The following is a 23,669-nucleotide window of genomic DNA, read 5'->3' as shown; positions in this document are numbered from 1 at the left end:
TCCGATCTCCAACTACCGAGGAGGCCCTGGCGTGGACGAGCTCGTCATTCGGGACGCGGACGTCGTGGACGGCTCCGGCGGGCCGTCGTACCGCGCCGATGTGGTGGTCGACGGCGGCCGGATCGTGTCGATCGTCCAGGAGGCGGCGGCAGCGGGCTGCCAACGCCCCAAGGCGCGAAGGGAGTTGGACGCGGAGGGTCTGACCCTCTCCCCCGGCTTCATCGACATGCACGCCCACAGCGATCTGGCCCTGCTCCGCGACCCCGACCACAGCGCGAAGGCCGCGCAGGGGGTGACCCTCGAAGTCCTGGGCCAGGACGGCCTGTCGTACGCCCCGGTCGACGAACGCACCCTCGCCGAGGTCCGCCGCACGATCACCGGCTGGAACGGCCACGGCGACGACATCGAGTTCGACTGGCGTTCCGTGGGCGAGTACCTGGACCGTCTCGACCACGGTGTCGACGGCGAGGGCATAGCGGTCAACGCCGCCTATCTGATCCCGCAGGGGACGGTACGGATGCTCGCCGTCGGCTGGGAGGACCGGGACGCGACTCCCCAGGAGCTGGACCGGATGCGGCAGTTGGTCGCGGAGGGGATGGAGCAGGGCGCGGTGGGCATGTCGTCGGGGCTCACGTACACGCCCGGCATGTACGCCAAGGACGCCGAACTGACGGAACTGTGCCGGGTGGTGGCGTCGTACGGCGGCTACTACTGCCCCCACCACCGCTCGTACGGAGCGGGGGCGCTGGAGGCGTACGCGGAGATGGTGGAACTGACCCGCGAGGCGGGCTGCCCGCTCCATCTCGCCCACGCCACCATGAACTTCGGGGTGAACGAGGGCCGCGCACCGGAGCTGCTGGCACTGCTCGACGAGGCGCTGGCGGCGGGGGCGGACCTCACCCTGGACACGTATCCCTACACCCCCGGCTCCACAACGCTCGTGGCGATGCTGCCGAGTTGGGCGAGCGAGGGCGGCCCGGAGGCGATCATCAAGCGCCTGACGGACACCGACACCGCCGAACGCATCCGGCACCACATGGAGGTCATCGGCTCGGACGGCTGCCAAGGCGTGCCCATCGAGTGGGACACGATCGAGATCTCGGGCGTGGCGGACCCGGCGCTGGGCGACTTCGTGGGCCGTACGGTCCAGGAGTCGGCGAAGGCGAGCGGCGAGACCCCCTGGTCGACGGCCCGCAGCCTGTTGCTGGCGGACCGCCTGGGCACGACGATCCTCCAGCACGTCGGCCACGAGGAGAACGTCCGGGCGATCATGCGCCACCGTGCCCACACGGGCGGCTCGGACGGCCTCCTCCAGGGCGCGAAACCGCACCCTCGCGCCTACGGCACGTTCCCGCAGTATCTGGGCCGCTACGTGCGGGAATTGGGGGTCCTCTCCCTGGAGGAGTGCGTGGCCCATCTGACCTCCCGCCCGGCGGCGCGACTGCGACTGCCGGACCGGGGGCTGGTCCGCGAGGGCTACCGCGCCGACCTGGTCCTCTTCGACGCGGACACCGTGGCGGCGGGCGCCACCTTCGAGGCGCCGCGCACACTCCCGACGGGCATCCCGTACGTCCTGGTCGACGGCCGGTTCGTGATGGAGGACGGCCGCAGGACGGACGTACTGGCGGGGCGGGCGGTCCGCCGTACCGGCACCTGACCGCCCGCCCGAGCCACGTACTACCTGCTACCCGCTACCTGCTACCCGCTACGGCTTGGGCAAGGTGCAACCGCTCGCGCTGAGGTTCAGCTTGTTGTCGAGGCCGAAGCAGGCGGGGATCTGGTAGGTCTCCTGCGCGTAGTTGATGCCCTGGCGGACCGTCACCGTGCCGTTGGCGTCGACCTCGCAGGGGTTGTTGTCGGTGCAGCGCCCGCCGTCCTCGTTGCCCGTGTTGTTGACGGCGACGACGTTGCCGGTGGCGTTGTCGACGACCGGCGAGCCCGAGGTGCCGCCGATGGTCTGGCAGGCGGAGGTGTAGCGGACCGAGTCCTTCCAGGTCCACTCGCCTTCCTTGAGGCGGTAGGCGAAGCCGTCGACGTTGCAGGCGTACGTCCGCTTCCAGTAGCCGGAGACGACGGTGATCGCGGTGCCCACGACCGGGTGGGTGGTGTTGAGCGTGAGCGGGTTGATGTTGTACGAGCTCTTGATCGCCGCGTAGGTGGTCGTGAGCTGGTAGATCGACACGTCCGTGTCGGTCATCGTCGCGTACGCGATCTTGCTGGCGCGCAGGGTGCCGACTCGGGTGGCCGAGGCGTTGAGCAGCCCGAAGGTACGGGTGGACGCCTGGTCGACGATGACCTCGCCGGCCTCCGGGAAGCCCGTCTCCAGGCAGTGCCCGTTGGACATGACCAGCGCCGGGTCGTCGGCCTCGGAGTTCGGGAAGCGGACGAGCGAGCCGGAACAGTTGGAGAGCGAGACGGTGCCGGCGAAGTTGACGGCCTGGATCGCCGGCGCGGCGGCCACCTTGGCGGCGACGCTCTTCGCGGCGGGCGCGGCCGTGTCGGCCTGCGCGGCGACCGCGGGTGCCGCTCCCGCCCCGGTGATCACCAGGGCTGCGAGCGCGGCAAGGAGAGGCTTGTTCATGTGGGGGTCCCCTCGTACGAAGAAGCGACCGGAGGTTTTCCGGTCGCTCGCTTTTTGTCATGCGCATTGTGATGTGGGAGGGGTGCTTGGGGCAAGGAATCGTTTCCGGCCGGGAGTTGGCGCGATTGTGCGCACCGGGCACATCAGGAGGCCTTGATCAGTTCCTTGATCTCCGACAGGTTCCTGCCGGAGTCGGTGTTGACGAAAATGACGTCACCGTCCTTCTGCTCCACCGCGATGGCGACGTCCGGATCCACTCCCGCGATCTCGAAGGCGGTCACCGAGGCCGGGGCCGCCTCGCCGTCGCCGCCGTCGTTCGGCGTGTCGTCGCACGGCGGCAGGGTGGCGGTGCCGAGCACGCGCCCGGTGGTGAAGCCTTTCGCCTCCGCGCCCGAGTACATGTGGTTCCGGTACTCGACCAGGGAGGCACAGGACGACGCCGACCCGTCGTCGCCGCCACCGTCGCCGTCGCCCGACAAGGTGCAGGCGGAGGCGGACAGGGCGACCAGGACTGCCGCGAGCACCATCCGCACGCACCCGGTCCTGTCGATCGGAAATGTGGCTCTCATCGGTCCTCCAGCGAGTAGACGTGTACGGCCTCATGAGTACCGACGCCGCGGCTCCCGGTTCCGTTCGAGGCGGCCGACGGCCGACCGGTCCGCGCGGCCCACGTCCCACCGGGGTGCGCCTCCTTCGCCTCGCCCCGATCCCACGTGGCGGATAACACGACGCCCCGCGCGTTACCCCGCCGTAAACTCACCGCTATGCAGCTGATCCAGTCGACCAAGCTAGCCAACGTCTGTTACGAGATCCGGGGCCCGGTTCTCGAAGAGGCGATGCGGCTTGAGGCGGCAGGGCATCGCATCCTCAAGCTGAACACCGGGAACCCGGCCGCCTTCGGCTTCGAGGCTCCGCCCGAGATCCTGGAGGACATCCTCCGCAACGTGTCGTCGGCCCACGGGTACGGCGACGCGAAGGGGCTGCTGGCGGCGCGCCGGGCGGTCGTCATGCACAACCAGACCCTCGGCATCGAGACGGACGTCGAGCACGTCTTCGTCGGCAACGGCGTCTCCGAGCTGATCGTGATGGCGATGCAGGCACTGCTCGACGACGGCGACGAGGTCCTCGTACCGGCCCCCGACTACCCCCTGTGGACGGCGGCGGTCTCCCTCTCCGGCGGTACGGCGGTCCACTACCGCTGCGACGAGCAGGCCGACTGGATGCCGGACCTCGCGGACATCGAGCGCAAGGTCACCGACCGCACCAAGGCGATCGTCATCATCAACCCGAACAACCCGACGGGCGCGGTGTACGACGACGCCATGCTCCGGGGGCTGACGGACATCGCCCGCCGCCACAACCTCCTGGTCTGCTCGGACGAGATCTACGACAAGATCCTGTACGACGGCACCACCCACACCTCGACCGCGAAGATCGCCCCCGATCTCCTCACGCTCACCTTCAACGGCATGTCGAAGGCGTACCGCGTCGCCGGATACCGGGTCGGCTGGATGTCGATCTCCGGGCCCCGCGCGCACGCCGACTCGTACATCGAGGGCCTGACGATCCTGGCGAACATGCGACTGTGCGCGAACATGCCGGGCCAGCACGGTGTCGTCGCCGCGCTCAGCGGGCGCCAGACCATCAACGACCTGGTGCTGCCGGGCGGGCGGCTGAAGGAGCAGATGGACGTCGCCTACGAGCTGCTCACCCAGATCCCGGGCGTCACCTGCGTGAAGCCGAAGGGCGCGCTCTATCTCTTCCCGCGTCTCGACCCGAACGTATTCAAGATCAAGGACGACCGGCGGATGGTCCTTGACCTGCTCCGCCGCGAGAAGATCATGGTCGTGCACGGTACGGGCTTCAACTGGCCCGAACAGGACCACTTCCGCGTCGTGACGCTCCCCACGGTCGGCGACCTGCGCGACGCGGTGACCCGTATCGGCACCTTCCTGGACGGCTACAGCCAGCCGTAAACATATCTGGGGACACTTTCCGCGATCCGACTCAACTTTAGACTGAATCTAAGCTAGGATGGCTTCCTGTCAGCGCACAGGAGGCCATCTCCCATGTACGAACCGATCCGCACCCCGTCGGTCCACAGCACCCGCAGCGCGCTGGCCGGCACCGCCTCGGACTTCCCGCACAGGTCGCGCGAGGACGAGCTGGACATCCAGCTGGCCGGCCATCTCGCCGCGCTCCTCACCGCGACCGACGAGTTGCGCGCCCTCGCACCCTCCGTCGACCTGGACACCGCCGCGGAGCGTCTCACCGCCCAGGTCAGCCGACTGCGCGGGGGCCGTACGCCGGTCCGCGCCCCGGCCCCCGCGACCGCCGCCCCCGACCTCACCGTCCTGCACCAGCGCGCCCACGCGCTCGCCGGACGGGCCCTGGTCGTCGCGGCCTCCCGTGCCGACACCGCCGCCGCGATCCTCGCCGCCGAACGCATGGACGCCCACGCCGAGGCCACCGAGCCCCGCGCCCTCGCTTCCCACTGAGCCCCCGCTTCCTCTCCGGGGCTCCCCTCGACGGCCCCGGTCCGCGCGCTCCCGCAGCGACGCGCGGACCGGGTGCCACAGCACTGCGTTCGCTTGAGCAGGGGTTGTTTCGTGACGCCGGGTTGTGAAGTGCCGGTTGGCCGTGGTGCGTCGCGCCGTGGGAGGTTCCCTTGTGCACGGCTGCAGGCCCGCCGTGGCTTGTCGCGCAGTTCCCCGCGCCCCTTGAGGGGCTGCCGCCCGCTCAAGGGCCGTCCCGTTGCGTAACGGGACCAGTGCTTCACCCTCCGTTCATTCTCCTAACCGGGGAACGTTGGATTCCGGGAGCACGCTCCGGGCGTGAGACGAATCGCAGGGATAGTCCTCGCGGTCCTGCTGATCGGCGGCGTGGTGGCAGCCGTCGTGGCGGGCCGGGACAACGGGGACCGGAGCACGGCAACGAAGACCGTGCGTGGAGTGATCGGGTCGGAGAAGGCGGAGTTCTTCGCCGATCCCGACGTGGTGAAGGCCCTTGCCGCCAAGGGCTACACCGTGCGGACGGAGACCTCCGGGTCGTGGGCCATGGAAGGGCTCGACCTCAAGGGGTACGACTTCGCCTTCCCGTCCAGCCAGGCGCCCGCCGACGAACTGGCCGCCAAGTACAAGGCACGGCAGCCCCTGCCGCGCCCCTTCTACTCACCGCTCGTCGTCGTGGCCCACCGCAACGCCGCCGAGGTGCTCGCGGCGGGCGGACTCGCGACGCTCGACAAGGGACAGCACCGCGGCACCCTCAAGATGGCCGCCTATCTCGCCGCCGCCGACAGGGACCGCACCTGGCAGCAGCTCAAGGGCGCTGAAAAGTACGGGGAGTTGACCGGCACCCTCTACATCGCCTCCACCGACCCGGAGAGTTCCAGCTCCGGTGCCCTGTATCTCGCCGCCACCAGCTATGTGGCGAACGGCGGCCGGGTGGTGGCGAGCGATGCCGACATCGACCGTACGGCGTCCCTGATGCACAAGCTGGTCAGCGTCCAGGGCGCCCAACAGCCCAGCTCCGACGCGGCGTTCAGGGACTTCGTGAGCGGCGCCGGAAACCCGCTGGTCCTCGTCTACGAGTCCCAGGTGGCCTCGTTGCTCGGTACCGACGGTCAGCAGAGCGCCGGCGGCGACCTCACCGTCCTCTACCCGGACACCACCGCCAACAGCGACCACACCGTCGTACCGCTGACCGAAGAGGGCCGCGCACTCGGTGAACTCCTCAGCGACGACCCGGTGTTGCGCAGGCTCGCCGTCCGGCACGGGTTCCGGCCGCAGGGCGACGCCGCCGAGTTCGTCGCGGCCACCGCCGCCCACGCCGCCTACCTCAACCAGCGACTCACCGGCGTCCGGCAGGCGCCCGTGCCCACCTCCAAGGTGCTGCACGAGATGGCGCGCCGGGCCCGGAACTAGGGGGAATCACACATGAATTTCCAGAAGCCGAGCCGGCAGCCGGACCAGAACACCAGCCAGAACAGCAGTCAGAGCGGCGACGACATCTTCACGCTCACCCCGCCCGAGCCCGTCGCGGCCGTGCCGCGCGAGAAGGCCGGCGGTCTCGTCCCCGTCGACGACAGTGTCCTTACGGACATGGCCCGCAAGGCCGCCGAGTACGTGGGACAACTCGCCGCCCTCGACGCCCGATCGCCCGAGTTCGCGGGCCGGGTCGGGGAGATCACCGGCCTCGGCGCCGGTGAGATGCGGACCGCCGCCGCACAGTCCAACCGCATGCTGGAACGGGCCGTCCGCAGCCTGCCGAGCAACGGCGGGGACGCCCAGTCGCAGGTGGCGGGCTCGCTCGTCGAACTCCGGCGCGTGGTGGAGGACCTGGACCCGCGTGACCTGCCCACCGGCAAGGGGCGGAAGTTCCTGTCCAGACTGCCCGGCGGCAACAGACTGCGCGACCACGTCGCCAAGTACGCCTCCTCGCAGGCGACCCTGAACAAGATCGTGGGTTCGCTGCGCGGCGGACAGGACGAACTGCGCAGGGACAGCGCGGCGTTGCAGACCGAACGCGTCCGCCTCTGGGAGACCATGGGCAAGCTTCAGGAGTACGTCGTCCTGACGGAAGCCCTGGACTCCGCAGTCGAGCGGCACATCGGCGGAGTCGAGGCGACCGACCCGGCGGGCGCCGACAACCTGCGCGCCGACGTGCTCTTCCCGGTCCGGCAGAAGCACCAGGACCTGCTGACCCAGCTCGCGGTGTGCGCACAGGGCTACCTCGCCATGGACGTCGTACGCCGCAACAACGACGAGCTGATCAAGGGCGTCGACCGCGCGGCCACCACGACCGTGTCCGCGCTGCGCATCTCCGTGATGCTGGCCACCGCCCTCGACAACCAGAAGAAGGTCATCGAGCAGGTCAACGCGCTGCGCGGGACGACCGAGGACCTCATCCGGGGCAACGCGGAGATGCTCGCCACGCAGAGCGGCGAGATCCAGCGGATCGCCGCCGATCCGGCCGTCGGGGCGGAGACACTGCGGAACGCCTTCCAGCAGATCTACCGCACCCTCGACACCATCGACACCTACAAGGTCCAGGCGACGGAGGCGATGGCGGCCACGGTGGAGTCGCTGACCTCCGAACTCCAGCACGCGAGCGCCTACTTGGAGCGCAGCCGGTCCCGGGGCGCGCTGGACGGAGGCCAGATATGAGCACAGGAACTGGCACTGGCACTGGCACTGGCGTGAGCGGGAGACACCGGCTCAGCGCCGCCGCCCTTCTAGCACTCGTCCTCGTCCTCCTGACCGCCTCCGCCTGCACGGCGGAGAAGCCGTCCCAGGACCCGGCCGCCGCCCCCGAGCCCGGCACCCTCCGTGTCCTCGCCTCCAGCGAACTCTCCGACATGAAGCCCGTCCTCGACAAGGTCGAGAAGGACACCGGCATCAAGGTCCGGCCCACCTACATGGGCACCCTCGACGCCGTCGAACTGCTGGCGAAGGGGAAGACCGACGGGGTGTACGACGCCCTGTGGCTGTCCTCCAACGACTATCTGCGGCTGCGTCCCGACGCGGCGAGGAAGGTCGTCTCCGAGACGTCCGTCATGTCGAGCCCGGTGGCGATCGGGGTCAGGGCCGCCACCGTCGCCGAGTTGGGCTGGAAGCCCGAGCAGGTCACCTGGTCCCAGGTCGAGGAGGCGGTACGGGACGGGAGACTGACGTACGGCATGACCGACCCGGCGCGTTCCAACTCCGGTTTCTCCACGCTGGTTTCGGTCGCCTCGGGACTGTCCGGCGCGCAGTCCGCACTCACCGACGCCGAGGTGACGAAGGCGTCCCCGCGGCTGAAGGAGTTCTTCAAGGGGCAGAAGCTGACGTCCGGTTCGTCGGGCTGGCTGGCCGCCGCGTACGAGCGGCGCGGCACGGTCGACGCCCTGCTCAACTACGAGTCCGTCCTCAAGGGCATCCCGGGGCTCACGGTGATCCGCCCGCGCGACGGAGTCGTCACCGCCGACTACCCGGTCACCTCGCTCGCGTCGACCGACGCCGCCACCCGGGAGGACGTACGCCGGCTGACGGAGGCCCTGCGCACCCCGGCCACTCAACGCGAGATCACCGACGTCACCCACCGGCGCCCGGTCGTCGCCTCCGTACCGCCCGCGACCGGCCTCGACACCTCCCGCCGCCGTGAACTGCCCTTCCCGGGCAGCCGATCCGTCGCCGACGGCCTGCTCGACGCGTACGAGAACGAGCTGCGCCGCCCGTCGCGGACGGTGTACGTCCTCGACACCTCGGGCTCGATGGAGGGCGAGCGGCTGTCCGGGCTGAAGCAGGCGCTGCGCGGCCTCACCGGCGACTTCCGGCAGCGCGAGGAGGTCACGCTGATGCCGTTCGGCTCGGACGTGAAGAGCGTACGAACGCATGTGGTGAGCCCCTCCGATCCGCAGAGCGGACTCGCCGCGATCCGCCGGGACACCGACGGGCTGGTGGCGGACGGCGACACCGCGATCTACACCTCGCTGGAGAAGGCGTACGAGCAACTCGGCGCCGACCGCGACACGTTCACGTCGATCGTGCTGATGACGGACGGCGAGAACACCGCGGGCGCGAAGGCGGCCGAGTTCGACGGCTTCTACCGTCGGCTCCCGGGCCGGCAGCTGGAGATACCCGTCTTCCCCATCCTCTTCGGCGACTCCGACCGCTCCGAGCTGGCACACATCGCCGACCTGACCGGCGGCCGTCTCTTCGACGCCCGGCAGGGCTCGCTGGACGGCGCGTTCAAGGAGATCCGTGGCTACCAGTAGATTCATGGGGTTCCTGGAGTCCCGCAAGAACATCGCCGGCAGCGCGTGCGGGCTGGTGGGTCTGGGTCTGACCTTCATCGGTGTGGCGGGACCGTACTGGCCGGTCGTCGTCGCCGGACTGTACGGCGCGGGCGCGCTGATCGCCCCGCCGGAGCGGCAGCCGGTGCCGGACTTCCCGGATCCGTCCGCACAGCTCTCCGCCCAACTCGACGAGCTGCGCGGGGACTTCGGCCGGTTGCTGACATACCTCGAAGGCGTCGAACTGCCGCCCGCCGCCGCCGGCCGACTCTCCGAACTCACCGGACTGCTCACGGCGCTGCTGGATCCCGGCTGGTCCGGCGAGGTGCTGGCGACCGACCCGGAGGGCGTCCACGCGCTCTCCCGGGCCGTACGGCAGGACGTACCGGAGGCCGTCGACACCTTCGTACGGACCCGGTGGTGGACCAGGCTGACGCCGGGCACCGAACCGCCGGAACGGCACCTGGAGCGACAGCTCGGACTGCTGCACGAGGAGGCGGAGCGGCTGGCGGCAAGCCTCCGCGAGGCAGAGGCCCGACGCCAGGAGACACACACCCGCTACCTGGAGGACCGCGCGTAACCGACCCACAGGCGTTCTTCGCCCCCGCCGCCCCTACCCGTCCCATCCTTCTGGGGCTCCGCCCCAGACCCCGCTCCTCAAACGCCGGAGAGGCTGAAATACCAACGCCGGCCCGCGTATCCAGCCCGTCCGGCGTTTGAGGACGAGCGCGTTCAGCGCGATGGGGGGTCTGGGGGCGCAGCCCCCAGGGACAGGATGGGACGGGTAGGGGCGGCGGGGGCGAGAAGGAACCACCGCGGCCGGCCATGACGACGTCGCAGGTCAGGGCAAGTCCGGCCGGCCGCGGAGTTACAGGGGCGGGCCTCAGCCCAGTCGCTGCACCAGCGCCCGGTACTCGTCCCACAGCTCCTTCGGAGTGTGCTCGCCGAACGTGTTCAGGTGCTCGGGAACCAGCGCCGCCTCCTCGCGCCACACGTCCTTGTCGACCGTGAGCAGGAAGTCCAGGTCGGACTCGGAGAGTTCGAGACCGTCCGTGTCCAGCGCACCCTTGGCCGGCAGCACACCGATCGGCGTCTCGACGCCCTCGGCCTTCCCGTCCAGTCGGTCCACGATCCACTTCAGGACCCGGCTGTTCTCACCGAAGCCGGGCCACACGAACTTGCCCTCGTCGTTCTTGCGGAACCAGTTGACGTAGTAGATCTTCGGCAGCTTGGACTGGTCCTTGTCCTTCGCCACGTCGATCCAGTGCGCCATGTAGTCGCCCATGTTGTAGCCGCAGAACGGCAGCATGGCGAAGGGGTCGCGGCGCAGCTCACCGACCTTGCCCTCGGCGGCGGCCGTCTTCTCGGAGGCCACGTTCGCGCCCAGGAAGACACCGTGGTTCCAGTCGAAGGACTCGGTGACCAGCGGTACGGCGGTGGCGCGCCGCCCGCCGAACAGGATCGCCGAGATCGGCACGCCCTTCGGGTCCTCCCACTCGGGCGCGATGATCGGGCACTGGGCGGCGGGGGTGGTGAAGCGGGCGTTGGGGTGAGCGGCAGGGACTCCGGACTCCGGCGTCCAGTCGTTGCCCTTCCAGTCGGTCAGGTGGGCCGGAGTCTCCTCCGTCATGCCCTCCCACCAGACGTCGCCGTCGTCGGTCAACGCCACGTTGGTGAAGACCGAGTTGCCCCACAGCGTCTTCATCGCGTTGGCGTTGGTGTGCTCACCGGTGCCGGGTGCGACGCCGAAGAAACCGGCCTCGGGGTTGATGGCGTAGAGACGGCCGTCCTCGCCGAAGCGCATCCACGCGATGTCGTCGCCGATCGTCTCGACGGTCCAGCCACGGGTCGTCGGCTCCAGCATCGCGAGGTTCGTCTTGCCGCAGGCCGACGGGAAGGCCGCGGCGACGTACTTCGACTCGCCCTGCGGCGGGGTCAGCTTCAGGATGAGCATGTGCTCGGCGAGCCAGCCCTCGTCCCGCGCCATCACGGACGCGATGCGCAGGGCGTAGCACTTCTTGCCGAGCAGCGCGTTACCGCCGTACCCGGAGCCGTACGACCAGATCTCGCGGGACTCCGGGAAGTGCGAGATGTACTTCGTGGAGTTGCACGGCCATGGCACGTCGGCCTCGCCCTCGGCCAGCGGCGCCCCGAGCGTGTGCACAGCACGCACGAAGAAACCGTCGGTACCGAGTTCGTCGAGGACCGGCTGCCCCATGCGCGTCATCGTGCGCATGGACACGGCGACGTACGCCGAGTCGGTGATCTCGACGCCGATGGCGGAGAGGTCCGAGCCGAGCGGGCCCATGCAGAACGGGACGACGTACATCGTCCGGCCCTTCATCGAGCCGCGGAAGACGCCCTTGTCCCCCGCGAAGATGTCCCGCATCTCTGCGGGGTCCTTCCAGTGGTTCGTGGGCCCCGCGTCCTCCTCCTTCTCGGAGCAGATGAAGGTGCGGTCCTCGACACGCGCGACATCGGTCGGGTCGGAGGCCGCGTAGTAGGAGTTGGGGCGTTTGATCGGGTCCAGTTTCCTGAAGGTGCCCTTGTGGACGAGCTCTTCGCACAGACGCTCGTACTCGGCCTCGGATCCGTCACACCAGACCACGTTGTCCGGCTGCGTCAGTTCTGCGATCTCGTTGACCCACGAGATCAGTTGCTTGTGGTTGGTCGGGACGGTGCCTGAGAGGAAGGTGTCAGGGGGAACGGGAGCCGCGATGTCGCGCGCCACGATCTGCTCCTTGAATGAGGGTTTTTTTGTTGACTGCCCCTTGGGGGCTGCGACCCGGATGCTTCACGGTATTGATCAATGGCGCTCATCCGGTGCCGACCGCACTCATTTGATCATCCGACTGGAGCGCCCATCTGTCCAGAGGGCCTCACACCTGAGCGACGTGACCATCGCCACTCATTCGCCGCCCGCCAGGACGTTTCCTCCGGGTCACCCCGTATTCACCTGGTACACCCGAGACCCAACACACATGAGAGGCTGACCACTTCCAGCCCTTCCCGTCACCGAACTGACACGTAACTTACGGTTGCGTAGGTACGATTGCCGTCATGACTGCGTCCGCCCCCGACGCGCCCCTGGACTCGCCGGCCGTCGGCCGCGGTCCCCTGGCGCTCTCACTGCCACATTCCGATGAGATCAAGCCCAAGCTGCGCGGCTGGCTGCATCTCGGCATGTTTCCGGCCGTACTCATCTCCGGCCTGGTCCTCACCGCGCTCGCCAGTTCGAGCCGGGCGCGCATCGCCTGCGGGATCTTCACCCTCACCGCCTGCCTGCTGTTCGGCGTGAGCGCGCTCTACCACCGCGGCACCTGGAGTCCGCGCATGGACGGCGTCCTGCGCAGGCTCGACCACGCCAACATCTTCCTGATCATCGCGGGCACCTACACCCCGCTGACGATGCTGCTGCTCCCCGCGAGCAAGGGGCAGTGGCTCCTGTGGGGCATCTGGGGCGCGGCCGTGGCCGGTATCGCCTTCCGCGTGTTCTGGGTCGGCGCCCCGCGCTGGCTCTACACCCCCTGCTACATCGCGATGGGCTGGGCGGCCGTCTTCTTCCTGCCCGACTTCATGCGCGCGGGCGGCATCGCCGTCCTGGTACTGGTCCTCGTCGGCGGGCTCCTCTACAGCGCGGGCGGCGTGATCTACGGGCTCAAGCGCCCCAACCCGTCACCGCACTGGTTCGGTTTCCACGAGGTGTTCCACTCCCTCACCCTCGCGGCCTTCGTCACGCACTACATCGGCATCTCGATGGTGGCGTACCAGCACGGGTGATCCCCGACCCCTCCCCTGATGGCCGCGACGTCGAGTCGCGGCCATTTTCTGTGCCCCACAGCCGATTCTCGCGCCCCGGTACCCGAATCACATTGACAGCCACCACCTTTTGAGAGCTACTCTCATTTCATGGTTACCGTCAATGGACCGGACGCCGGCACAGACCTCGACACCGACACCACCCCACCCCTCGACCCCCGCCGCTGGTGGGCCCTGGGCGCCCTGGTCGCGAGCATGCTCGTCCTCGGCTTCGACATGACGATCCTCAACGTGGCGCTGCCGACGATGGCCGAGCAGCTCGGCGCGTCCACCGGCGAACAGCAGTGGATGGCGGACGCGTACATCGTCGTGTTCGCCGCGCTGATGCTCCCGGCAGGTCTCCTCGGCGACCGCTTCGGGCGGCGCCGGATGCTGATCGCCGGGCTCGGCGTCTTCCTCGCCGGATCCCTCGTCGGGGCGCTGGCCGACGACGTGAACTGGATCATCGCGGCCCGCGCGCTGATGGGAGTGGGCGCGGCCCTGGTCATGCCCCTGGCCCTCTCCGTACTGCCCTCGCTCTTCCCGCCCCACGAGCGCACCAAGGCCGTCGGCGTCATCTCGGCCGGCTCCGCACTCGGAATGCCGCTGGGCCCGATCATCGGCGGCTGGCTGCTCAACCACTTCTGGTGGGGCTCGGTCTTCCTGATCAACGTCCCGATGGTCGCCATCGGCATCGCGGCCTGCGTGTTCCTCCTCCCCGAGACCCGCGACCCGGCCTCCCCCAAGGTGGACGTGGCCTCCACCGCGCTCACGGCCACGGGCCTGGGCGCGCTCATCTACGCGATCATCGAGGCGCCCACCCGGGGCTGGACCGACCCGCTGGTCCTCACCCTGTTCGCCGCAGCGGCCGTACTCCTCACATCCCTCGTCCTGCGCGAACGCCGCGCCACCCGCCCCATGCTCGACATGACGCTCCTCTCCCACCGGGGCTTCCTGCTGAACACGGTCGCGGCGACGCTGGTGATGTTCGTCCTGTCCGGCCTGATGTTCGTGCTGCCGCCGTATCTTCAGGCGGTACTGGGCAGCGACGCCCTGGGCACGGGCGTACGGCTGCTGCCGCTGATGGCCGGCCTGTCGGTGGCCGCGCGGACGGCACAGCCCGTGGGCGCCCGGTTCGGGTCACGGGCGACAGTGACCGCCGGCCTGGTCGTTCTGGCCTTCGCCGCGATCCTGGGCAGCCGTACGACGGTCGACGCGGGCTACGGCTACACGGCCCTGTGGCTGACCATCGCCGGCCTCGGCTTCGGCTTCGCCGTCGTCCCGGCGATGGACGGCGCCCTGGCCGCCCTGCCCGCCGACCGCGCGGGCAGCGGCTCCGGCCTCCTGATGACGCTGCGTCAGGTGGGCGGCGCGATCGGCATCGCACTGCTGGGCAGCCTGCTGGCGAGCACCTTCCGCGACCGCCTCGACGTCACGGGCCTGCCCGCCGGCCTCGCGGACACGGCCGGCGACTCGGTGGTGGCGGCCCACCTGATCGCGGACCGGACGGGATCGGCGCAGCTGCTGACCTCCGCGAACAGTGCGTACGTCCACGGCATGGGCGTCATCCTGCTGGTGAGCGGAGTGGCGGCTCTGGCGGCGGCGCTGCTGGCCGGGGCGTTCCTCCCCAACACCCCGACACACACCGGGCCCGCGCCGACGAACCCGACACCCCTCACCCCTGCCACCACGCCTGACACCACCCCTGACGTGGCCATGGACACGGCCACCGACATGGCTACCGGCCGACCCGATGGCCGACAATGAGCCCATGACGGCCGCACGCACATCTCCCCTCGCCGACCGCCCCCAGCTGGGCCTCCGTGAGCGGAAGAAGATCAAGACCCGGATGGCGATCCGTGCCGCGACGTACGAACTGATCGAGAACCAGGGGTACGACGCCACAACGATCGAGCAGATCGCCGAGCGCGCCGAGGTGTCGCAGTCCACGGTCTTCCGCTACTTCCCCACCAAGGAGGACATCGTGCTCACCGACGAGTACGACTCCGTGCTGGAGGAGGAACTGCGCGCGCGCCCGGCGGACGAACCCTGGCTCGACTCCCTGCGGTACATCCTGAAACGGGCCGTCGGCATCAGCTCGATCGAGGAGCCGGAGGTGACCCGGCTGCGCAGCCGTCTGATGCTGGAGGTCCCGGCGGTCCGCTCCCGCATGATCGAGAGCATGTCCGAGACCGGCCGCCTCCTCTGCCGCGTCATCGCGGAGCGCGCCGGCCGCGACCCCGCCGACCTGGAGGTCCGCGTCTACGCGATGTCCCTGATCGGCGGCCTGTCGGAGGTCACTGTCTACTGGGCACAGAACGACTTCAAGGACAACCTGGCCGACCTGGTGGACCGCACGGTGAACGTCTTCGAACACGGCCTCCCGACGGAGTGAGCACAGGCCCGCACCCTCAGCCCGTCCGGCGCTCGAGGACGAGCGCGTTCAGCGCGAAGGGGGGTCTGGGGCGCAGCCCCCAGGGGATGGGAACGGGTAGGGGCGCCGGAGGCGAACTCAGCCGCCCAGCGCGACACGCAACCGCTCCGGATCGGTCGTCGGAGCGTCACACGTGAAGTTCCGGCAGACATACGCGGTCGGCTCCCCACCGACGAGGGGCCGCCCGGCAAGCAACGGCAACTCATCACTGCCCACGATCCCCACAGCGACCACAGCCCCCGGAGCCGTGGCCAGAAGTGCCGTACGGTGCAGGACCGTCGTGGCCGGATCACCAAGCTCCGGCCCGACCACCGCAACCTCCCGGGGCCCGTCGAGCAGCGCCTCCGCTACAGCGAGCCCCCACCCGATGAACCTCGGCACACGCGGCCCGAGCGCCTTCACGACCCCCAACGCCCGCTCGGCGGCGGCCCGATGGGGCTCGGCACCGGTCTGGGCCGCGTAACCGAGCAGCGCCCCCGCAGCGGCCGTCCACCCGGAGGGCACCGCGTTGTCGGTCGGATCCTGCGGCCGCCGGATGAGCTGCTCGGCGTCACTCGCGGTGTCGAACAACGCCCCCGACTCGGCGTCGACGAACCGCACGAGCACATGGTCGAGCAGGAACCCGGCGAACTCCAGCCACACACCCTCCCCCGTCACTGAGGCAAGGGCGAGGAACCCCTCGGCGACATCGGCGTAGTCCTCCAACACCCCGGCGTTCGGCCCGACCTTGCCGTCCTTGCTGGTACGGGCGAGCTGGGCCCGATCGTCCAGATGAACCCGTACGAGAAGATCGGCGGCGGCCAGCGCGGCGTCCACGAGGTCCGGCCGCTCGAAGTAGGCGCCGGTCTCGGCGAGCGCCGCGACGGCGAGCCCGTTCCAGGCGGCGACCACCTTGTCGTCCCGCCCGGGAGCGGGCCGCTCACGACGGGCGTCCAGCAGCCTCGCCTTGACGGACGCGACCTTTTTGGCGTCGAACACGCCCTCGTGCTGCGGAAGTTGGAGGACAGAGGCCCCCTCCTCGAAGGTGCCCTCCGCCGTCACCCCGAAGTAGTGCGCGGCAAGCTCCGCGTCCTCGGCACCGAGCACCTCGGCGAGCTGGGCCGGCGTCCACACGTAGTAGGCACCTTCGACATGCTTGCCCGTCCCGGTCCCGTCGTCACTGTCGGCGTCGAGCGCGGACGCGAACCCCCCTTCGTTCGTGCGGAGTTCACGCACCATGAAGTCGGCGGTCTCCAGGGCGACGCGCTTGGCGAGCTCGGAGCCGGTGGCGCGCCAGAGATGGGCGTACACGCGGCACAGCAACGCGTTGTCGTACAGCATCTTCTCGAAGTGGGGCACGACCCACTCCCGGTCGACGGAGTACCGGGCGAAGCCGCCGCCGAGCTGGTCGTAGATCCCGCCCCGGGCCATGCGCTCACAGGTGTCCTGCGCCATCTGCAGCGCGCCCTCGGACCCTGTACGGGCGCTGTGCCGCAGCAGGAACTCCAGGGCCATGGACGGCGGAAACTTCGGCGCGCCGCCGAATCCACCTCGCTGGGCGTCGTACTCCCGGGTGAGCCCGAGCAGCGCCCGCGCCTGCTCCTCCTCGCCGGGCGCCTCGGACGCGCCGTACCCGATCTCCCGCCCGGCGAGGTCCCGCACGATCTTCTGTGCGACCTCGGAGACCTCGTCCCGCCGGTCGGTCCAGGCGGCGCGGACCCCCTCCAGCACCTCCCGGAAGGAGGGCATGCCGCTGCGGGACACGGGCGGGAAGTAGGTACCGAAGTAGAAGGGCTCGGCGTCGGGCGTGAGGAACACCGTCATGGGCCAGCCGCCCTGGCCGGTCGCGGCCTGGACGGCCTCCATGTAGACGGCGTCGACGTCGGGCCGCTCCTCGCGGTCGACCTTGACGCTGACGAAGTGCTCGTTGAGGTAGTCGGCGGTGGCCTGGTCCTCGAAGGACTCGTGCGCCATGACGTGGCACCAGTGGCAGCTGCTGTAGCCGACGCTCAACAGGACCGGTCTGCCGCTGCGCCGCGCCTCCTCGAACGCCTCGGCCGACCAGGGCCACCAGTCGACCGGGTTGTCGGCGTGCTGGAGGAGATAGGGGGACGTCTCATGGGCCAGTCGGTTCGGCATGGGGACCATCCTGCCGCAGGACCCGACACGTCAGGCGCCAGGTGTGTCCCAGACGGTGACGTTCAGTTTTCCGGTGCCCCTGCTCGGCGCCGTGACGACCTTCAGGTAGGCGACGCGGCCCTGGTCGGTCATCAGGCAGAAGCGGTCGCCCGGCTTCACGTCGGACGTGTAGGTGCCGTTGGTGTCCACGGCGTCCGCGCACTCCTGGGCCGTGGGAGCGGCGCCGGATCCGGGCAGGGGAGCCAGCATGGACCCCGAGCCGGGCACGAACAGGTTCGGGTCGCCGAGGGACGCCCCGAAGATGATGTCCGCGCCTTTGAGGGAGCTGTCCGAGACGATCGGTTCGGAGGTGTCCAGCTCGATGTACGAGCCGCTGTCGGTCGTGTCGGCGTCGACGACCTTCGGTCCGAACCGGGCTCGCACGGCGTCGGCGGTCTTGTCGGCGCTCTTGGAGGGCGTCGCGGGCGACTGCTCCTGGCCGGTGTTGTCCGCGGGCGCGGACGACCGGGTCGGCGCCGACTCCACGTTCTTGTCGTCCGAGGAGCCCGGCCGGCTCACCAGCACCGTGACCAGGAGTCCCACGACGGGGATGACGATGCCGACGACCCACCAGGCCCAGCGCGGCGGCTGCGGTGCCTGGGGTGGCGTGGGCGGCGCCGGGTGCCACTGCCCGTGCGGCGGGCCGCCCAGTGGCGGGTTAACCCTGCTCATGTCCTGTTCTCCCCGTTCGATGTCTGTGATCACGATAGCCGCGCGGTCTCCCTCCCGCACCAACCGCCTCAACCGGCGTGCCCGGCACACCGATCGGGGTCCCACGCCCCCTCGCACCAATGCGCCGTCCGCAGGACACTTGACCAAGGAACCACCGAGGACAGGCCGTTGCCGTCAGATTGCTGCCAGAGGGGGACACACCATGCGGGACAGCCACCGGGCGGAAGCCGAGCGGCTGTTGGTCCGGGCCGTGGAGGAAGAGGTGCGGCGGTCCGGGGGGCGTACGGACGGGGGTGTGCTGCTCACGCGGGCGCGCGGGGCGCTGGACTCCATGGCGCAGTCGTCCGCGGAGGAGTACGCGGCGTACACGCGGGCGCTCGACGAGGCGAAGGCCGGGCAGCTCACCTTCGGGCAGCGCTACGCCCGGGAGGGTGCGGGAACTCCCTTGCTGGTGGCGGCTGTTGCCGCGCTCGCGGCAGGCATCGCCGACCTGGCGCTCGGCACCGGCGCGGGCACCGCCGTGGGCGCGGCGCTGACCGTGGGCGTGGTGGGCGCCGCCGCGACGGTTCTCAAGGTGACCGCGTCCCATCTGCCGGCCGCCCACCACCGGGCCGGCGCCGTGAGCCAGCCCGGCGGCCCCGAGCAACTGCGGCTGACCTGGCTGACGGCGCTGGAGGTACGCGGCATCCGGCCGTTCCTCGACCAGCAGCGGGTGCTGAACGCGTCCACCGGGCCGAAGAAGTCGGGGCCGAAGCTGCGCGGCAGCGACAAGAGCGCGGCGGCGCGCACACGCAGCGTCCTTGAGCAGTCGTTCGCCCAACTCCCCGACCCGGACGACCCGTTCGCGGGCCGGCGTCAGGAACTGGCCCGCATCCGGCAGTGGGTGCACGCGGCCCGGGCGAGTACGGAGACCCGGCCGACCCTGGTCGTCCTGCACGGCGCGTCCGGCAGTGGCCGCAGCGCGCTCGCCATCCACGCGGCGCACGATCTGCGGGACCAGTTCCGGGGCGCGTGTGTGGTGGATCTGCGCGGCGACAGCCCGAAGGAGCCGCCGCTGCCCACCCGGGACGCCCTTCTGTACCTCCTGAACCGGCTCGGCGCCTCCCGAGAGCAGTCGCTCTTCCGTGAGCGTTCGTCACCGGACCAGCAGGTCAGAAGGTTGAGCGAGCTGTACAACCAGTATCTCACCGGGGTCCCGGTGACGATCGTCCTGGACGACGCCCAGGACCCCGAGCAGGTCCGCACCCTCGTCCCGGAGCGTTCCGACAGCCTCGTCCTCGTCACCGCCCGGGAGCCCCTCGCCCTTTCGCCCGACCTGCCCTTCTGGGTCCATCAGCTGCCCGTCGAGCCCTTGGACGCGGCGGGCTCAGAGGAACTGCTGAACGCGTCCGCACAGGCGGAGCCGGGGTCGGGTTCGTCGGGTTCGTCGGGTTCGACAAGTCCATCAGATCCGTACGATGCCGAATCCGCCGAGCGAATAAGGGAGTTGTGCGGCGGGCTGCCGCTCGCACTGCGTATCGCCGGCTCCTCGCTCGGCCCGCGCAGCCGGCGTCGGCTGGCCGCCGACCTTGGCGCGTACGGCCCGGTCGAGCCGGTGGAGCGGGTGCTGTGGCTGCGCTACACCGACCAGTCGGAGCCGGCCAGGCGGCTGTTGCGCAGGCTGGCGCTGGCCGGGCGGGCCTCGCTCGGCGCGGCTGCCGCCGCGGCCCTGCTGGCCACGGACCGGACGGAGGCGACCCGTCAGCTGGACGCGCTCGCCCGCGCGGGCCTGATCGACCATGTCCGGGGCAGCCGTTACCGTCTGCACGACCTGGTCCGCGCCTTCGCGCAGGCCCGTCTCCTCGACGAGGAGGAACCGGCGGAGCGCACGGCCGCGCAGGAACGCCTGATCGTGAGCTACGGCGAGCTGGCCGACTCGGTGCTGCGTCTGGTCGACGGCAACATGTCGACCCGCTCGGACCGCTTCAGCCCGCACGGTTTCACCTCCCTCGACGAGGCGCTGCGCTGGCTGGACGACGAGTCGAGCTTCATCACGGCGACGCTGCGGCACGCGGAGGGCGTGAACCAGGCCGCCGTGCTCAATCTGCTGGGCGCGCTGTGCGACTACTGCCTGCTGCGCGGCGACCTCTACCGGCTCGGCGAGATCAGCGAGCTGGCGGAGTCGGTGGACCAGGGTCTGCTGGTCCGCTCGGTGCAGTGGCGTACGGGTATCGCGGCCCGTCAGCTGGGCGAGCTGGACAAGGCGCGCACGACGCTCACCTCGGTCGTCGAGCTGTACATGGAGGCCCATCACGACGCGGGCGCCGCCCGGGCACTGTGCTCGCTCGGCATCACGCTGCACCACCAGGGCAACCTGGTCGAGGCGGCGGCGAAGCTCCAGGAGGCCCTGGACCTCCAGCAGGCCCCCGAACTGGCGACCGACCGCGCCTGGACGATGCACGCCCTCGCCGCCGTCGAACGCGACCGCTCCCGCCTCGCCGAGGCGTGGGACCTGCTGACCCGTTCCCTGGTCCTGCACAAGGAGGGCGAGTCGATCCACGGCGAGGCGTGGGCCCACTTCCAGCTCGGTCAGCTGGGCCTGCGGATGGGCGACGTGCCGCGCGCCGAGTCCGAACTGCGCACGGCCCTCGATCTCTACGGCCGTACGCGCGACGCCCGTGGCGAGGCCTGGGCCCTGACCCAGCTGGCCCGGGCCCGGCTGGTCGCCGGGGACGCGTCGGCGGCGGTGGACGGGCTGCGGCGGGCGGCGGCGGTCCACCGGGACAACGAGGACGCGCGCGGCGAGGCCTGGTCGGTCTACTACCTGGGCCAGTCCCTGGAGGAGACGGGCAACCTGGATCTGGCGGTCCGCGAGCTGGAACGTTCCCGCACGATGTTCTCCCGTATCCGGGACGTCTACGGTCTGGCCTGCGCCCGCCATCACTCGGCCCGTGTCACCCGCGACCAGCGGGCCGTCCAGACGGGCTCGCTGCGCAACTCGGGCTTCGCCCGCCAGCTCCTGGTGGACGCGCGCGCCGACTTCCAGCGCATCGGGGTGGCTCACGGCGAGGCCTGGACCTGCCTGGAGCTCGCGGTGGTCGACGCGGGCAACGCCCGCACCCAGCAGGCGCTGGCCCTGTGCGACGAGGCGATCGGCCTGTTCACCTCGTACGGCGACCGGCGCGGCGAGGACTGGGCGCGCTTCCTGCGCTGCACCCTGCTGCCGTACGCGGCTCCCGGTGGCGTCGACATCGGCACGGCGGTGGCCCAGGAGGAGCTGTCCCAGCTCTCCCGTGGCCGCCATCCGTCCCGCGACGAGAAGCTCGACGATTTCGTCGATGCCTACCAGCTCCTCCTGGAGCGCGGTGTGGCGCTGGAGTCGGGCTGGCAGGGGTGGCGTCTGGGCATGATCCCGAACCGGCACGCCCGGGAGGTCATGGGGGTGCCGGTGGCGGCGGCCGGCCGACGGTAGGGGGAAGCGTGGTCACCCGGTGCCGGGCACCCGGCGACCGCGCCTCACTCCTGCGCGGAGCCCTTGACCGTTCCCTTGGCCGCTCCCGTGGCCGTTTGCCCGGCCTGTTCCCTGGCGGCGTCGGGAGTCTTCCGGGGGTCCGGCGCCTCCTTGAACTCGATCCTGCCCATCTGCTTGTTCATGGACTTCATCAGGGCCCACACGGCGAGAGCCATCACCGCGAACACGATGAAGCCGAGGACACCGGGGGTCACCTTGTCCTCGTCGACCTCCGCAGCGAACGGAAGGAGATGCGTCATTGCCAGGCTTGCGCTTGCGCTCATGTCAGGCATTGTCGCGGATGCCCGCAAAGAGGTCGTCCTCGGGGAGGGAAGTGTCCACGAGCGACTTCGCCAGCTCGTACTCCTCCGTCGGCCAGACCTCCCGCTGAAGGTCCAGCGGCACCCGGAACCAGCCCCCGTCGGGGTCGATCTGCGTGGCGTGCGCGAGCAGCGCCTTGTCACGGATCTCGAAGAACTCCGCGCACGGAACATGCGTGGTCAGCGTGCGCTCGGTGCGCTCGAACTCCGACCACCGCTTCAGCCAGTCCCCGTACGGCGACTCCATGCCGCGCTCGATCAGCGCGTTGTGCAGCGCCTCGGTACGCGGCCGGTTGAAGCCCTGGTTGTAGTAGAGCTTCCGCGGCTGGTACGCCGGGCCGTACTCCGACTCCGGGTAGGTCTCGGTGTCCGCTGCGCCCTCGAAGGCCACCATCGAGATCGTGTGGGTCATGATGTGGTCGGGGTGCGGGTACCCGCCGTTCTCGTCGTACGTCGTGATCACCTGCGGGCGGAACGAGCGGATCTGCTTCACCAGCTCGCCGGCCGCCTTGTCCACGTCCTCCAGGGCGAAGCAGCCCTCGGGCAGCGGCGGCAGCGGGTCGCCCTCGGGCAGGCCGGAGTCGACGAAACCGAGCCACTCCTGCTTGATGCCGAGGATCTCGCGGGCCTCGTCCATCTCCTTCTTGCGTACCTCGTGGATGTGCTCCTCGATGTACTTGTCGCCCTGCAGCTTCGGGTTGAGGATGGACCCGCGCTCCCCGCCCGTGCAGGTCACGACGAGCACGTCCACCCCCTCGGACACGTACTTCGCCATGGTGGCCGCACCCTTGCTCGACTCGTCGTCGGGGTGCGCGTGCACGGCCATCAGTCGCAGCTGGTCAGTCAAGACTCAATCCTCGTAAGTCGGCATCCGGTGTGAGCGGGTGCGATGAGCGGCTTCTATAGTGACCGAACCGAGCGGCCAATAATTCCGGGGCCCGGCTTTCCAAGGCCTCGCGGAGAGGACGATCATGAGTACGGCGACCACGCGACCGCCCGAGGGACGGTACGGCCGGTCCACGGACGAGCGCGCCGACCACAAGCTCAAGATCGTCGCCGCCGTCCTCGGGTCGGTACTGCTCGTCGTGGTCGGCTGGTTCGGCTACCACTACGTCGTCGGCAACAAGATCAGCGCCGAGATCATCACCTTCAAGACGTACGAGGACTCGGTCAAGGTTCACCTGGAGGTCCGCAAGGACTCCGGAACGAACGGCTACTGCACGGTCCGCTCCCAGGCCGAGAACGGTGCCGAGGTCGGCCGCGCCGACTTCCGCTTCGACGGTGACGCCACCCGCATCGACCGGCTCGTCACGCTCCGTACGACGTCCCAGGGCACCACGGCCGAGCTGCTCGGGTGTCACAGCGACTGAGGCCCCGCCGGAGTCGTCAGCCGGAGCCATCAACTGGGGTCATCAACCGGGGTCACACTCATCACATAAGCGCTG

Annotated in this window: 19 protein-coding genes; 12 read left to right on the top strand and 7 right to left on the bottom strand. The window is 70.0% G+C overall.

Going from position 1 to position 23,669, the window contains the following annotated elements; all coding sequences use genetic code 11:
• Positions 1-31: 31 nt before the first annotated feature.
• On the top strand, positions 32-1,657 hold the full coding sequence (locus OHN74_RS28190) for an N-acyl-D-amino-acid deacylase family protein (protein ID WP_327697379.1): 1,626 nt from the start codon (positions 32-34) through the stop codon (positions 1,655-1,657).
• Positions 1,658-1,705: 48 nt separating this feature from the next.
• Here the strand turns inward: OHN74_RS28190 and OHN74_RS28185 are convergent, their stop codons facing one another.
• Positions 1,706-2,581: a S1 family peptidase gene (locus OHN74_RS28185; RefSeq protein WP_327697378.1), complete on the bottom strand. Its 876-nt coding sequence runs from the start codon at positions 2,579-2,581 to the stop codon at positions 1,706-1,708.
• 143 nt (positions 2,582-2,724) lie between these two features.
• On the bottom strand, positions 2,725-3,150 hold the full coding sequence (locus OHN74_RS28180) for a DUF6281 family protein (RefSeq protein ID WP_327697377.1): 426 nt from the start codon (positions 3,148-3,150) through the stop codon (positions 2,725-2,727).
• Between the two features lie 195 nt (positions 3,151-3,345).
• On the opposite strand from OHN74_RS28180, the gene OHN74_RS28175 reads away from it, so the two are divergent.
• The 6 genes from OHN74_RS28175 (at position 3,346) to OHN74_RS28150 (ending at position 9,933) form a co-directional block, all read left to right on the top strand.
• A complete protein-coding gene (locus OHN74_RS28175; RefSeq protein WP_327697376.1) occupies positions 3,346-4,557 on the top strand; it encodes a pyridoxal phosphate-dependent aminotransferase in 1,212 nt (403 codons plus the stop codon).
• 93 nt (positions 4,558-4,650) lie between these two features.
• Complete coding sequence (locus OHN74_RS28170; protein WP_327697375.1) at positions 4,651-5,079, top strand: SCO4983 family protein; 429 nt, start codon at positions 4,651-4,653, stop codon at positions 5,077-5,079.
• Positions 5,080-5,415: 336 nt separating this feature from the next.
• On the top strand, positions 5,416-6,504 hold the full coding sequence (locus OHN74_RS28165) for a substrate-binding domain-containing protein (RefSeq protein ID WP_327697374.1): 1,089 nt from the start codon (positions 5,416-5,418) through the stop codon (positions 6,502-6,504).
• A 12-nt stretch (positions 6,505-6,516) separates the two neighbouring features.
• Positions 6,517-7,746 carry a toxic anion resistance protein gene (locus OHN74_RS28160; RefSeq protein WP_327697373.1) on the top strand — a complete coding sequence of 410 codons (1,230 nt, stop codon included), beginning with the start codon at positions 6,517-6,519 and terminating at the stop codon, positions 7,744-7,746.
• Positions 7,743-9,335: a substrate-binding and vWA domain-containing protein gene (locus OHN74_RS28155; protein ID WP_443060462.1), complete on the top strand. Its 1,593-nt coding sequence runs from the start codon at positions 7,743-7,745 to the stop codon at positions 9,333-9,335. Before OHN74_RS28160 ends, OHN74_RS28155 begins: the two co-directional genes overlap by 4 nt.
• A 4-nt stretch (positions 9,336-9,339) precedes the next feature.
• Entirely contained in the window at positions 9,340-9,933 is a 594-nt protein-coding gene (locus OHN74_RS28150; protein ID WP_443060579.1) for a hypothetical protein, read from the top strand.
• Positions 9,934-10,236: 303 nt separating this feature from the next.
• Here OHN74_RS28150 and OHN74_RS28145 read toward each other — a convergent pair whose 3' ends face one another.
• On the bottom strand, positions 10,237-12,084 hold the full coding sequence (locus OHN74_RS28145) for a phosphoenolpyruvate carboxykinase (GTP) (protein ID WP_327697370.1): 1,848 nt from the start codon (positions 12,082-12,084) through the stop codon (positions 10,237-10,239).
• Positions 12,085-12,413: 329 nt separating this feature from the next.
• Between OHN74_RS28145 and trhA the strand changes: the two genes are divergently transcribed.
• The 3 genes from trhA to OHN74_RS28130 all read left to right on the top strand — a co-directional run bounded on the left by trhA (position 12,414) and on the right by OHN74_RS28130 (position 15,546).
• A complete protein-coding gene (gene trhA / locus OHN74_RS28140; protein WP_327697369.1) occupies positions 12,414-13,133 on the top strand; it encodes a PAQR family membrane homeostasis protein TrhA in 720 nt (239 codons plus the stop codon).
• A 234-nt stretch (positions 13,134-13,367) separates the two neighbouring features.
• The gene (locus tag OHN74_RS28135) at positions 13,368-14,918 is read left to right on the top strand and encodes an MFS transporter (protein ID WP_443060578.1); all 1,551 of its coding nucleotides are present in this window, start codon (positions 13,368-13,370) and stop codon (positions 14,916-14,918) included.
• A 4-nt stretch (positions 14,919-14,922) separates the two neighbouring features.
• Positions 14,923-15,546, top strand: coding sequence for a TetR/AcrR family transcriptional regulator (locus tag OHN74_RS28130; protein WP_327697367.1), 624 nt, complete (start codon positions 14,923-14,925; stop codon positions 15,544-15,546).
• Between the two features lie 117 nt (positions 15,547-15,663).
• Here the strand turns inward: OHN74_RS28130 and OHN74_RS28125 are convergent, their stop codons facing one another.
• Both OHN74_RS28125 and OHN74_RS28120 read right to left on the bottom strand, forming a co-directional pair.
• Entirely contained in the window at positions 15,664-17,703 is a 2,040-nt protein-coding gene (locus tag OHN74_RS28125) for a thioredoxin domain-containing protein (protein WP_327697366.1), read from the bottom strand.
• Positions 17,704-17,733: 30 nt separating this feature from the next.
• Positions 17,734-18,414: a hypothetical protein gene (locus OHN74_RS28120; RefSeq protein WP_327697365.1), complete on the bottom strand. Its 681-nt coding sequence runs from the start codon at positions 18,412-18,414 to the stop codon at positions 17,734-17,736.
• 202 nt (positions 18,415-18,616) lie between these two features.
• On the opposite strand from OHN74_RS28120, the gene OHN74_RS28115 reads away from it, so the two are divergent.
• The gene (locus OHN74_RS28115) at positions 18,617-21,865 is read left to right on the top strand and encodes a tetratricopeptide repeat protein (protein WP_327697364.1); all 3,249 of its coding nucleotides are present in this window, start codon (positions 18,617-18,619) and stop codon (positions 21,863-21,865) included.
• A 44-nt stretch (positions 21,866-21,909) separates the two neighbouring features.
• On the opposite strand, the gene OHN74_RS28110 is transcribed toward OHN74_RS28115, so the two are convergent.
• Positions 21,910-22,197 carry a hypothetical protein gene (locus OHN74_RS28110; protein WP_327697363.1) on the bottom strand — a complete coding sequence of 96 codons (288 nt, stop codon included), beginning with the start codon at positions 22,195-22,197 and terminating at the stop codon, positions 21,910-21,912.
• Positions 22,190-23,050, bottom strand: a complete 861-nt coding sequence (gene mca, locus OHN74_RS28105; protein WP_327700311.1) for a mycothiol conjugate amidase Mca — start codon at positions 23,048-23,050, stop codon at positions 22,190-22,192. Before mca ends, OHN74_RS28110 begins: the two co-directional genes overlap by 8 nt.
• A gap of 145 nt (positions 23,051-23,195) precedes the next feature.
• Between mca and OHN74_RS28100 the strand changes: the two genes are divergently transcribed.
• A complete protein-coding gene (locus OHN74_RS28100) occupies positions 23,196-23,594 on the top strand; it encodes a DUF4307 domain-containing protein (RefSeq protein ID WP_327697362.1) in 399 nt (132 codons plus the stop codon).
• The last annotated feature ends 75 nt before the right edge of the window (positions 23,595-23,669 follow it).

The organism is Streptomyces sp. NBC_00459 (assembly GCF_036013955.1).
Classification (GTDB): Bacteria; Actinomycetota; Actinomycetes; order Streptomycetales; family Streptomycetaceae; genus Streptomyces.
Note: the sequence above shows the minus strand (reverse complement) of the source record. Positions and strands in the feature narration are given on the sequence as shown.